This is a genomic window from Streptomyces sp. 11-1-2 (assembly GCF_003595545.1).
GTDB lineage: Bacteria > Actinomycetota > Actinomycetes > Streptomycetales > Streptomycetaceae > Streptomyces > Streptomyces hygroscopicus_B.
Genome location: NZ_CP022545.1, coordinates 1,609,340 through 1,622,771 on the forward strand (window position 1 = coordinate 1,609,340; position 13,432 = coordinate 1,622,771).

The following is a 13,432-nucleotide window of genomic DNA, read 5'->3' on the forward strand; positions in this document are numbered from 1 at the left end:
ACGCGCCAAGGAGCCTCCGCTAGATGTCGAACGAAGAGAAGCTGCTCGACCACCTCAAGTGGGTCACGGCCGAGTTGCGCCAGACCCGTGAGCGTCTGCGGGAGGCCGAGTCCGCCGAGCCGGAGCCCCTCGCGATCGTGGGCATGGCCTGCCGCTATCCGGGGGGCGTGCGGTCGCCGGAGGAGCTGTGGCGACTGGTGCGGGACGGGGAGGACGCCGTCTCCGGCTTTCCCACGGACCGGGGGTGGGGCACCGAGGAGCTGTTCGACCCGGACCCCGAAAGCTATGGGAAGTCTTATGTGGACCAGGGCGGATTCTGCTACGACGCGACCGAATTCGACGCGGCCTTCTTCGACATCAGCCCCCGCGAGGCCCAGGCCATGGACCCTCAGCAGCGGCTGCTGCTGGAGACCGCGTGGGAGGCGTTCGAACGCGCCGGGCTCAATCGGAAGTCGCTGAGCGGCAGTAACACCGGGGTGTTCGCCGGGGTGGGTTCGCATGACTATCTGTCGGTCATCGGCAACATCACCAGCGAGGTGGAAGGCTACGTCGGCGCCGGGAACCTCGGCAGTGTGGTGTCCGGCCGCGTCGCGTACTCGCTCGGCCTCGAGGGTCCGGCGGTCACGGTGGACACCGCGTGTTCCTCATCGCTGGTCGCCATCCACCTGGCCTCTCAGGCGTTGCGCCACGGCGAATGCGATCTGGCCCTGGCCGGCGGGGTGGCCGTGATGGCGACGCCCGGCGCGTTCATCGAGTTCTCCCGTCAGCGTGGCATGGCCCCGGACGGCCGTTGCAAGCCGTTCGCGGCGGCCGCCGACGGCACCGGATGGGGCGAGGGCGCCGGGTTGATCGTCCTGGAGCGCCTGTGTGAGGCGCAGCGCCGCAACCGCCGTATTCTCGGGGTGATCCGGGGTTCGGCGGTCAATCAGGACGGCGCAAGCAACGGTCTTACGGCGCCCAACGGGCCCTCCCAGCAAAGGGTGATCCGGCAGGCGCTGGCCAACGCGCGGCTGTCCGCCGCCGAGGTGGACGCGGTCGACGGACACGGCACCGGGACCACGCTCGGCGATCCGATCGAGGCGCAGGCGCTGCTGGCCACATACGGCCAGGGCAGGCCGGAGGACGGGCCGCTGTGGCTCGGCTCGATCAAGTCCAACCTGGGGCACACCCAGGCCGCCGCCGGTGCGGCCAGTGTGATCAAGATGGTGATGGCGATGCGGCATGAGCTGCTGCCCGCCTCGCTGCACATCGACGAGCCGACGCCCCATGCCGACTGGGCGTCGGGTGCGGTGCGGCTGCTGACCGAGCCGGTGCCCTGGCCACGTGGGGAGCGTCCGCGCCGGGCCGGTGTGTCGGCGTTCGGTATCTCCGGTACGAACGCCCATCTGATCCTTGAGCAGGCCCCCGAACCGGCCGAGGCCACCCTCGCACCGGACACCTCACCGGGCGGTGTTGCGGCGGGTGGTGTAGTGCCATGGGTGGTGTCCGGACGTGGCCGTGAGGCGTTACGCGGCCAGGCCGCGGCACTGGCCGAACGAGTGACCGCCAACCCCGAAGTCACACCGTCGGACATCGGCTGGTCGCTGATCAGCACCCGGTCCGTCTTCGACCACCGCGCCGTCATCATCGGCCAACACCGCGACCAACTCCTGGCCGGACTCAACGCCCTGGCCACCGGCCACACCCACCCCACCCTCATCGAACCCGACACCACCGCCACCCCAGGCACCATGGGACCGGTCCTGGTCTTCCCCGGCCAAGGCTCACAATGGCTCGGCATGGGCGCCGGACTCCTCGACACCTCACCCCCCTTCGCCACCCGCATCACCGAATGCGAACAAGCCCTCACCCCCCACGTCGACTGGTCCCTCACCGACGTCCTACGCGGCGGCGTCAACGCCGCCGACCTCGCCCGCGTCGACGTCGTCCAACCCGTCCTATGGGCCGTCATGGTCTCCCTCGCCGCCGTATGGGACCACCACGGCCTCACCCCCACCGCCGTCGTCGGCCACAGCCAAGGCGAAATCGCCGCCGCCTGCGTCGCCGGAGCACTCTCCCTCGACGAAGGCGCCCGCATCGTCGCCCTCCGCGCCCACGCCCTCCGCCGCCTCACCGGCCACGGCGCCATGGCCTCCCTCACCATGAACCACCACCACGCCCGAGAGTTCCTCACCGGCCTCGGCGAAGCAGCCCACCAAGTCGGCATCGCCGCCGTCAACGGCCCCGGATCCGTCGTCGTATCCGGACCACCGGAGCAGGTCGCCCACGCGGTTGCCGCATGCGAGAAGACAGGCCGCCGGGCCCGTCTCATCGACGTCGACTACGCCTCCCACAGCGCCCAGGTGGACGAGATCGCGGATGAGCTGAGGGTGGTGCTGTCGGGGATTGAACCCGTCCAGGCCGAGGTGACGTTCTACTCGACCGTCACCGGCGCCCGCATGGACACCAGCGGACTCGACACCGACTACTGGGTCACCAACCTCCGCGAACAAGTACGGTTCGCCGACGCCGTACAAGCACTCCTCAACGACGGCCACCGCGTATTCATCGAAGCCAGCACCCACCCCGTCCTCACCATCGGCATGCAGGAGACCTTCGAGGAAGCCGGTGTTCCCGCGGCCGCGGTGCCGACTCTGCGACGGGACCACGGCGACCATGCCCAGTTGATGCGATCGGTGGCACAGGCGTTCACCGCGGGAGTCGCGGTCGACTGGACCCGCTGGTTCCCCGCCGACCCCGCACCCCGCGCCATCGACCTGCCCACCTACGCCTTCCAGCGACGGCGCTACTGGCTGGACGGGCGGGGTGGCCACAGCGGTGACCCGGGCGACCTCGGGCTGGGGCCCGCCGGTCATCCGCTGCTCGGCGCCGCCGTGGAACTCGCGGAGGGCGGAGCGCATGTGCTGACCGGCCGGCTGTCGCCGCGGACCCACCCCTGGCTGAACGACCACCGCGTCCTGGACACCGTCCTGCTACCGGGCACCGCCTTCGCCGAGCTCGCCCTGCACGCCGCCGCGCGGACCGGCTGTGACCAGGTGTCGGAGCTGACCCTGCACGCGCCCCTGGTGATTCCGCAGGGTGAGGCGGTCGATGTGCAGATCGCCGTGTCCGCTCCCGATCACACCGGGGAGCGTCCGATCACCGTGCATTCCCGTCCGGCGGCCGACACGGGCGACGCGGCCTGGATCCGGCATGCCACCGGGGCGCTCGCCATCTCGTCCGCGGCCGACTCCCCGGCCCTGGAGGGCGCCTGGCCACCTCCCGGGGCCACACCGCTCCCCGTCGAGGACTTCTACCGGCAGCTCGCCGACCACGGCTACCACTACGGACCGTCCTTCCAGGGCCTCATCGCCGCCTGGCGGCTGGACGGCGCCGTCTACGCCGAGGTGTCCCTGCCCGAAGGGGAGCGCGACGGCGCGGCGGCGTACGGCATCCATCCCGCCCTCTTCGACGCCGCGCTGCACGCCCGGGCCCTGGACGTCGCCCCCGACTCCGAGGACGCGCACCGGGTCCTGCTCCCGTTCACCTGGAGCGGGCTGCGGCTGCGCGCCACCGGGGCGGACACCCTGCGGATCCGCATCACCCCGACGGCACCGGACCGGCTCACGCTGTTCGCGGCCGATCCGACCGGCGCCGCGGTGGCCGTCGTGGACGATCTGATCCTGCGCCCGGTGCCGGACGGGCAGTTGGGACGGGCCCGTGCGGCGAGCAGGAACGCGCTGTTCCAGGTCGCCTGGACACGGCTGACACCGGCCGAGTCCGCCCCCACGTGCCGTTCGGCCGTGATCGGTCCGGACGGCGGCCCCCTGGCCGATGCGCTGCCCGGCGCCACTGGCCTTCCGGATCTCGCCGCCGTGCGGGCGGCCGTGGCGGACGGGGCCCCGGCCCCCGATGTGGTGTTCGCCTTCTTCGGCTCTCCCGCCGATGGGCGCGGCGATCCGGTGGAGCACACCCATGACCTCGGCAAGCAGGCCCTCGGGGTGCTGCGCGAGTTCCTCGCCGCCCCCGAACTCGCCGACGCCCGGCTGGCCGTGGTCACCCGTGGAGCGGTCGCCCCACAGAGCCATGACGATGTCCACGATCTGCCCGCCTCGGCCGTGTGGGGTCTGGTGCGCAGCGCCCAGTCGGAGAACCCCGGCCGGGTCCTGCTGCTCGACCTCGACGAACGGGACGCCTCGCTCGGCGCCTTGGCCGACGTCGTGGCTTCGGGCGAGCCCCAACTGGCGCTGCGCGACGGTGTGGCGTACGTCCCGCGGCTGGTCCACGACGACGCGGCCAAGCGACTCACCCCGCCGGAGGGGTCGGCCGCGTGGCGTCTGGGGCTGACCGGCCACGGCAGCCTGGACCAGCTCGCGCTGGTCGACTGCCCGGACAACACCCGGCCGCTGGGCCGTGGCGAGGTCCGGGTGGCGCTGCGGGCGGGCGGGGTGAACTTCCATGACGTCGTCGTGGCGCTGGGCATGGTGGAGGATCCCAGGCCGCTGGGTGGCGACGGTGCGGGCATGGTCGTCGAGGTGGGTCCGGAAACGGACGCGTTCGCGGTGGACGACCGGGTGATGGGTCTGTTCAACGGCACCGGGCCGCTGGTCGTCACCGATGTCCGGATGATCACCAGGATCCCGGCGGGGTGGTCGTACGCCCAGGCGTCGACCACACCGTCCGCCTTTCTCACGGCCTACTACGGTCTCGCCGATCTCGCGGGGCTGCGGGCCGGGGAGAAGCTGCTGTTGCACGCGGCCACCGGCGGGGTGGGCCTGGCGGCCCTGCAGTTGGCACGCCACTGGCGGGCCGATGTGTATGCCACGGCGGGCCCCACCAAGTGGCATGCTCTGCGGGAGCGCGGATTCGACGACCGTCACATCGCCTCCTCTCGCACTCTCGACTTCGAGGAGGGGTTCCGCGCCGCCGCGGGTTCCATCGATGTGGTGCTCAATTCGCTGGCCGGTGACTTCGTGGACGCGTCCTTGCGGCTGCTGGCGCCCGGCGGTCGCTTCATCGACATGGGCCGGACCGACGTCCGCGACCCCGAGGAGGTCGGCGCCCGCTATCCGGGGGTCGTCTACCGCGCGTTCGACCTGGTCGGCGGCGCGGGCCCGGACCGTATCCAGCGGATGCTGGCCGAGTTGTCGGCCCTGTTCGAGGACGGGACGCTGCGGCCGTTGCCCACCACCCTGTGGGACATCCGCCGGGCTCCCGAGGCATTCCGCCACTTCAGCCAGGCGCGCCATATCGGCAAGATCGTGCTGACGCTCCCCACCGCCCTCGACCCGGAGGGCACCGTGCTCATCACCGGTGGCACGGGCACCCTGGGCGCCGCCACCGCCCGCCATCTGGTGGCCCAGCACGGCGTACGGCGGCTGCTGCTCATCAGCCGCCGGGGCCTCGACGCCCCGGGGGCCACAGAGTTGGCGGCCGAACTGACCGGGCTCGGCGCGCGGGTCTCCATCGCGGCGTGTGACGCGGCCGACCGGGCCGCCCTGGCCAAGCTGCTGGAGACCGTTCCCGACCACCATCCGCTCACCGCCGTCGTCCACGCCGCCGGGCTGCTGCGCGATGCCACGGTCGAGGCGCTCACGCCCGATCAGCTCGATGAGGTGTTGTGGGCCAAGGCCGACGCGGCGTGGAATCTGCATGAGCTCACCCGCGACGCGGGGCTGTCGGTGTTCGTGTTGTTCTCCGCGGCCGCCGGGCTGCTCGGCGCCGCGGGACAGGGCAACTACGCGGCGGCCAACGCCTTCCTGGACGCGCTCGCCGCGCACCGTCACGCCCAGGGCCTGCCCGCCACCTCCCTGGCCTGGGGATACTGGGCGCAGGCCACCGGGATGACCGGAGGGATGACCGACGCCGACCGGGCGCGGCTGGCGCGGGCCGGGATGATGGGCCTGGAGACCGAACAGGGTCTCGCACTGCTCGACATCGCCCTCGACAGCGGTCTTCCGGCCCTGGCGCCCATCCGGCTCGACCTGGCCACCCTGCGGCGGGAGGCCCACGCCGACGATCTGCCGCCCCTCTTCAGGAGCCTGGTGCGCGGCGCCGCCCCGCAGGCGGCCACCGGAGCCGCCGGCCCGGGCGGAGCGGCACCGGCGGAGGCGTTCGCCACCCTGTCCGAGGAGGACCGGCAGCAGGCGCTGCTCAAGCTGGTGCGCAACGCCACGGCGACGGTGCTGGGCCATGACACGGCGGATGCCATCCACCCCGCCCAGAACTTCCGGGAGCTGGGCTTCGACTCGCTGACCGCCGTGGAGCTGCGGAACCGGCTGGGAGCCGCCACCGGTCTGCGGCTGCCCGCCACGCTGGTCTTCGACCACCCCACGCCCAGCGCGGTGGTACGGCTGCTGCGGGAGCTCCTGGTCCCGGCCGGAGTGGCGCCGGGGGGCTCGCTCCTCACCCGCCTCGACGCCCTCGACGCCGCCTTGACTGGTGGAATCGCCGACCGCGAGCAGCGGGCCCGGATCGCGGTGCGGCTACGGGAACTGCTGCGCAAGGTGGACGGCCCGTGGCAGGGCGACGACGGCGACGACCCCGCCGAGGAGGATCTGGCGTCGGCCAGCGACGAGGAGTTGTTCCAGGCGCTCGACAACGAGCTGACCGTCCCCTCCGACGACAGTCTCCGATGAACCGCTGAATCAGGACCGCTGAATCAGGACCCCGAACAGGGCCCCTAACAGGACGTGAAATCAGGACCGCCGTGACGATCGGGTTGATGCGATATGACGGATGACGAGAAGCTCCGCAGCTATCTCAAGCGGGCGACCGCCGATCTGCGTCTGGCCAGGCGGCAGTTGCGCGAGGTCGAGGACCGCGCCCGGGAGCCCATCGCCATCATCGGGATGGCCTGCCACTTCCCCGGCGATGTGGCGACCCCCGAGGACCTGTGGCGGGTGGTGGACGAGGGCGTGGATGTCATCTCCTCGTTTCCCGAGGACCGTGGCTGGGACCTGGAGAACCTCTACGACCCGGATCCCGAGCATGCCGGTACCAGCAGCGCCCGCGAGGGCGGGTTTCTGCGCGATGTGGCCGATTTCGACGCCGAGTTCTTCGGGATCAACCCGCGAGAGGCCGCGGCGATGGATCCGCAGCAGCGGCTTCTGCTGGAGTCGGCGTGGGAGGCGTTCGAGCGCGCGGGGCTGACGCGGGAGGCGCTGAGCGGCAGCGCCACCGGGGTGTTCGCCGGGGTGGACTCGTACCACTATCTGTCGCTCATCGGCCAGACGACCGGCGACTCGGCGGGCTATGTGGCCACCGGGAACCTCGGCAGCGTGGTCTCGGGCCGGGTGTCGTACTCGTTCGGCCTGGAGGGGCCCGCGGTCACGGTGGACACGGCGTGCTCGTCGTCCCTGGTGGCCACGCATCTGGCGGTGCAGGCGCTGCGGCAGGACGAGTGTTCGCTGGCTCTGGCGGGCGGGGTGACGGTGATGGCCACGCCCGGTGGGTTCACCGAGTTCTCGCGTCAGCGCGCACTGTCCCCGGACGGGCGATGCAAGGCGTTCGCCGCGGCGGCGGACGGCACGGGCTTCTCCGAGGGCGTCGGTCTGGTGCTTCTGGAGCGGCTGTCCGACGCACGGCGCAACGGGCATCGGGTGCTGGCGGTGATCCGGGGTTCGGCGGTCAATCAGGACGGCGCAAGCAACGGTCTTACGGCGCCCAACGGGCCCTCCCAGCAAAGGGTGATCCGGCAGGCGCTGGCCAACGCGGGGCTGTCGCCGTCCGAGGTGGACGCGGTGGAGGCGCACGGAACGGGCACGACGCTGGGCGATCCGATCGAGGCACAGGCGCTGCTGGCCACGTACGGCCAGGACCGGCCGGAGGGACATCCGCTATGGCTGGGCTCCGTCAAGTCCAACATCGGGCACACCCAGGCCGCCGCCGGAGTGGCGAGCATCATCAAGATGGTGGAGGCCCTGCGACACGGGGTGCTCCCCGCTTCACTGCACATCGACGAGCCGACACCGCATGTGGACTGGGGCGCGGGCGCGGTGCGGCTGCTGACCGAGCCGGTCGGGTGGGCGGCGAACGGACGGCCGTGCCGTGCGGGTGTGTCGTCGTTCGGCATCAGCGGTACGAACGCTCATCTGATCCTTGAGCAGGCCCCCGAACCGGCCGAGGCCACCCCCGCACCGGACACCTCACCGGGCGGTGTTGCGGCGGGTGGTGTGGTGCCATGGGTGGTGTCCGGACGTGGCCGTGAGGCGTTACGCGGCCAGGCCGCGGCACTGGCCGAACGAGTGACCGCCAACCCCCAAGTCACACCGTCGGACATCGGCTGGTCGCTGATCAGCACCCGGTCCGTCTTCGACCACCGCGCCGTCATCATCGGCCAACACCGCGACCAACTCCTGGCCGGACTCCACGCCCTGGCCACCGGCGACACCCACCCCACCCTCATCCAACCCGACACCACCGCCACCCCGGGCAGTACGGGACCGGTCCTGGTCTTCCCCGGCCAAGGCTCACAGTGGCTCGGCATGGGCGCCGGACTCCTCGACACCTCACCCCCCTTCGCCACCCGCATCACCGAATGCGAACAAGCCCTCACCCCCCACGTCGACTGGTCCCTCACCGACGTCCTACGCGGCGGAGTCAACGCCGCCGACCTCGCCCGCGTCGACGTCGTCCAACCCGTCCTATGGGCCGTCATGGTCTCCCTCGCCGCCGTATGGGACCACCACGGCCTCACCCCCACCGCCGTCGTCGGACACAGCCAAGGCGAAATCGCCGCCGCCTGCGTCGCCGGAGCACTCTCCCTCGACGAAGGCGCCCGCATCGTCGCCCTCCGCGCCCACGCCCTCCGCCGCCTCACCGGCCACGGCGCCATGGCCTCCCTCACCATGAACCACCACCAGGCGAAGGAATTCCTGACCGGGCTCGGCGAACGCGCCGAAGGGGTGGGCGTGGCCGCCGTCAACGGGCCGGGGTCCGTGGTGGTCTCCGGACCGCCGGAGCAGGTCGCCCACGCCGTGTCCGCGTGTGAAGAGGCGGGCCGCCGGGCCCGGCTCATCGACGTCGACTACGCCTCCCACAGCGCCCAAGTGGACGAAATCGCCATGGAGTTGCATCAGCTTCTGGCCGGGGTCAAGCCGGTGCCCGGCCACGTGGCGTTCTACTCGACCGTGACCGGCGCCCGCATGGACACCAGCGGACTCGACACCGACTACTGGGTCACCAACCTCCGCGAACAAGTACGGTTCGCCGACGCCGTACAAGCACTCCTCAACGACGGCCACCGCGTATTCATCGAAGCCAGCACCCACCCCGTCCTCACCATCGGCATGCAGGAGTGCATCGAGGAGGCGGGGGTCGACGCGGTGACCGTCCCGACCCTGCGGCGCGACCACGGTGGCCCGGACCAGCTGGCGCGGTCGGTGGCACAGGCGTTCACCGCGGGAGTCGCGGTCGACTGGACCCGCTGGTTCCCCGCCGACCCCGCACCCCGCGCCATCGACCTGCCCACCTACGCCTTCCAGCGTGAGCGGTACTGGCTGGACGGAGCGGGCGGGCCGGGTGGCGATCCGGCCGATCTGGGTCTGACGTCCGCAGGCCATCCGCTGCTCGGCGCCGCCGTGGAACTCGCCGACGGCACCACCCATGTGCTCACCGGCCGCCTCTCCGCACGGTCCCACCCGTGGCTCGCCGAGCATGTGGTGGCGGATACGGTGCTGGCACCGGGCGCGGTGCTGGTGGAGTGGGCGCTGCGAGCGGCCGACGAGGTCGGCTGCGGCGAGGTGGAGGAGCTCGCGCTGCAGGTTCCGCTGGCGCTGCCCGAGTCCGGTGCGCTGCGGGTACAGGTGGTGGTGGGTGCCGCGGCCGAGGACGGGCGGCGCGAGGTGCGGATGTACTCCCGCCCCGACCGGCTCGACGGCCCCGGCCAGGCCCTGGCCCTCGATTCCGGTCCGGACGCGGGGTGGGTGTGTCATGCGGTGGGCGTGCTCGCGCCCGCTGCCGAGGAACCCGCACCGGTGGAGGGCCTGGGCGGGGTGTGGCCGCCACGGGGCGCCGAGCCGCTGGACGTCGGCGCCTTCTACGAACAGGTGATGGCGGCGGGTTACGGATACGGCCCGGCGTACCAGGGGCTGACGGCCGCGTGGCGTCATGGCCGGGATGTCCTCGCCGAGGTGGCACTGCCCGATGCCGCGGGTGGCCGGGACGGTTTCGGCATCCATCCGGCGCTGCTGGACGCGGCGCTGCATCCGTCGCTGCTGATGGACCGGCCCGAGGGTCAGGAGGACGACGGCCAGGTGTGGTTGCCGTTCGCCTGGAACGGCGTGTCCCTGTGGGCCACCGAGGCGGCCACGGTACGGGTGCGGCTGTCGCGGGACGAGGAGCGGCAGTCGCTGCGGCTGACGGTGGCGGACACGGTGGGCGCTCCGGTGCTCACGGTCGATTCGCTGGTGACCCGTCCGGCCGCGACGGACCGGCTGCGCGCGGCCGGGGCCGCCCGTACCGTGGACGGGCTGTTCACCCTGGACTGGACGCCGCTGCCCGTTCCGGCCACCGCACCGCTCCCCACGTCGGTGGTCGGCGAGGGCGGCTGGGTGGTGCTGGGCGAGGACCGGCTGGGGCTGGCGGAGCCGGTCGCGGCCGGGGTGGGCCCCGATGCCACGGTGTGCCATCCCGACCTGGAGGCACTGATCGCGGCTGTGGACGCGGGTGAGCCCGCCCCTGCCGTCGTCCTTGCCCATCCGTACGCCGCTGAGGGCGGCCACGGGGACGGGCTGGGGGCGACCGAGGAGCTGCTGGGGCTGGTGCAGTCCTGGCTGAGGCGGCCGGCCCTGGCCGATGCGCGGCTGGTGGTCGTCACACGGGGTGCGATGGCGGCGGGCCGTCCCGGCGATCACATCGACGACACCGGTGTCACCGCGCCGGATCCGTCCGGTGCCGGGACGTGGGGGCTGATCCGCAGCGCCCAGTCGGAGAACCCGGGCCGGTTCGTCCTGCTCGACCTCGATGAGGGTCCCGAGGGCCTCGTGGCGGCCGTGGTGCGTGCGATCGAGTCGCATGAGCCCCAGGTGGCGCTGCGGGACGGACGGGTGCTGGTGCCCCGTATGGTCCGCGCGACGGCAGCGACGGCCACACCGGGCCCGGCCGTCGACGACCAGGACGAGCAGGAGAAGACCCCCGGACTCGGCGCCGACGGCACCGTGCTGATCACGGGTGGCACCGGCACCCTGGGCGCTCTGGTCGCCGAGCACCTGGTGCGCACCTGGGGAGTCGGGCATCTGCTGCTGGTGAGCCGGAGCGGTCCGGAGGCCGCCGGTGCCGATGAACTCACCGCCAAGTTGGCGGAGTTGGGCGCTCAGGTGCGGATCGCCGCAGTCGATGTCACCGACCCGGACGCGGTGGCCGCTCTGGTGGCCGGGGTCGATCCCGCGCATCCGCTGACCGGTGTCGTCCATGCGGCCGGGGTGCTGGACGACGCCGTCCTCACCACCCAGACCCCGGAGCGGCTGGCGCGGGTGTGGCGTCCGAAGGCCACGGCCGCGGCCCATCTGCACGCTGCGACGGCAGAGTTGCCGCTGTCCCTGTTTGTGATGTTCTCCTCCGCGGCGGGCACGCTGGGCGCCTCCGGGCAGTCCAACTACGCTGCGGCGAACGCCTACTGCGACGCCCTGGCCGCCCGGCGCCGTGCCCTCGGCCTGCCGGGTCTCTCGGTGGCGTGGGGCCTGTGGGCGGACGCCAGCGGGATGACCGGGCACCTCGGGGAGGCGGACCGGGCCAGGATGGCCCAGTCGGGCATCGGGGCGATGTCCGGCGAGCGGGCGTTGGGGCTGCTGGACGCCGCCGTGCGCCACGGCCACCACCATCTGATCGCCATCGATCTGGACGTACGGGCCCTGACGGGACAGCCGGCGCTCACCCTGCCCGCTCCGCTGCGGGCGCTCACCGGTGGCGGCACGGCCCGGCGCACCGCGGCCACCGCCCGGCCGCACACCGACTGGGCCGGTCATCTGGCCGCGCTGCCGCTGGAGGAGCAGCGCCGCACGCTGCTCAGTCTGGTCCTCACCCATGCCGCGGCGGCGCTGGGCCACTCCGACCCCGGGCGGATCCAGACCGAGCGCGGCTTCCTGGAGCTCGGCTTCGACTCGCTGACCGCGATCGAACTGCGGAACAGGCTGACCGCCGTGACCGGGCTGCGGCTGGCCACCACCCTGATTTTCGACCATCCGAATCCGGCCGCGCTCGCCGCGCATCTGCATACGGAACTGGCGCCCGAGGACGTGGATCCGCTCGCCCCGATGCTGGGCGAAATCGACAGGATGGAAAGCGCGCTGCTTTCCGTGGCCCAGGACGAGGCGGCGCAGGAAGCGCTGCTCAAGCGCCTTCAGGGCACGCTGTCGAAATTGGGCGCCCTGCACGGCGGCGGAACGGAGGAAGGGCCCGCGGCCGGCCGCATTCAGGACGCCACGGCCGACGAGATCTTCCAGTTCATCGACCAGGACCTTGGCCGAAGCGACAGCAACGGAGAGCATGCACATGGGGGCACACGGTGATTGATGAGCGAAGCCGGAAGAAGCTCATCCTCGAGCACAGCCGCCGGATGAACGCCGCGGATATCGACGGGCTTCTCGAACTCTACGCGGACGAGGTCACTTTCGAGGATCCGGTCGGATCGGGGCGGAGGACCGGGCGGGACGCCCTTCGTGAGCATTTCGAGGAGCTCGCCGCGGCGGATATCAGCGAGATTCCCGGTGAGCCGGTCGCGGGACAGGACGGTGTGCATGTCCTGGTGCCGGTGACGGCCACCATGAACTATCTGCCCAAAGGCCCCGGATTCGCCGAGCGCGGCTGGCTGACGGCCCCGGACACCCCGGAGGACTCCCGCATCACCTGGGACTACGTCCTGATGATGCGCGCGGGGGCCGGCGGTCTCATTCAGGAACTGCAGATGTTCTGGGGGAGGTCGGACATTGACATCACCGGCTGATCCCCCACGACCCCGGCACCGCACAGGAGGCGTTCATGGCCGATGAGGCAACCCTCAAGAAGATGGCCCTGGAATACGCGCGGCGGATGAACGCCGGTGATGTCGAGGCCGTATTGGAGCTGTTCTCGGACGACATCGTCTTCGAAGACCCGGTCGGCGCGCCCCCGCTCATCGGAAAGGACGCCCTTCGCGGACACATCGCCTGGTCCATCGAATGCCAGGTGCATGAGACCCCGGGCCGTCCGGTCACCTCGATGGACGGCCGCAGGGTGGCGGTGCCGACCACGGTCACGGTGTACGCACCGGCGAAACTCACCTTCAGCATCATCGGCGTGATCGAACTCGGTGATGACGGTCTGGTCCATCACGCCCAGGCGTTCTGGGGCATCACGGATACGAAAGTGGGCGACGGCCCCGAACTCAGCGGTGTCGCGCATTTCATGGCGGTCACCCAGAACCTCGCCAAGATGGTCCAGGCCAAGGGCAGCCCCAGTCCGATGTAAAAGGCCG

At 71.8% G+C, this 13,432-nt stretch carries 4 protein-coding genes; all 4 read left to right on the top strand.

The window, feature by feature from the left end; genetic code table 11:
* Positions 1-23: 23 nt before the first annotated feature.
* The 4 genes from CGL27_RS06565 (at position 24) to CGL27_RS06580 (ending at position 13,425) form a co-directional block, all read left to right on the top strand.
* Positions 24-6,617, top strand: a complete 6,594-nt coding sequence (locus tag CGL27_RS06565; RefSeq protein ID WP_119985215.1) for a type I polyketide synthase — start codon at positions 24-26, stop codon at positions 6,615-6,617.
* A gap of 93 nt (positions 6,618-6,710) precedes the next feature.
* A complete protein-coding gene (locus CGL27_RS06570; protein ID WP_119985217.1) occupies positions 6,711-12,488 on the top strand; it encodes a type I polyketide synthase in 5,778 nt (1,925 codons plus the stop codon).
* Positions 12,485-12,922, top strand: coding sequence for a nuclear transport factor 2 family protein (locus CGL27_RS06575; RefSeq protein WP_078638922.1), 438 nt, complete (start codon positions 12,485-12,487; stop codon positions 12,920-12,922). The genes CGL27_RS06570 and CGL27_RS06575 overlap by 4 nt, the downstream gene beginning before the upstream one ends.
* 35 nt (positions 12,923-12,957) lie before the next feature.
* Entirely contained in the window at positions 12,958-13,425 is a 468-nt protein-coding gene (locus CGL27_RS06580) for a nuclear transport factor 2 family protein (RefSeq protein ID WP_059149499.1), read from the top strand.
* The last annotated feature ends 7 nt before the right edge of the window (positions 13,426-13,432 follow it).

Bases quoted from the DNA above. Each gene is read 5' to 3' on its own strand.
- CGL27_RS06565 (WP_119985215.1), top strand. From the start codon at position 24: ATGTCGAACGAAGAGAAGCTGCTCGACCACCTCAAGTGGGTCACGGCC.
- CGL27_RS06570 (WP_119985217.1), top strand. From the start codon at position 6,711: ATGACGGATGACGAGAAGCTCCGCAGCTATCTCAAGCGGGCGACCGCC.
- CGL27_RS06580 (WP_059149499.1), top strand. From the start codon at position 12,958: ATGGCCGATGAGGCAACCCTCAAGAAGATGGCCCTGGAATACGCGCGG.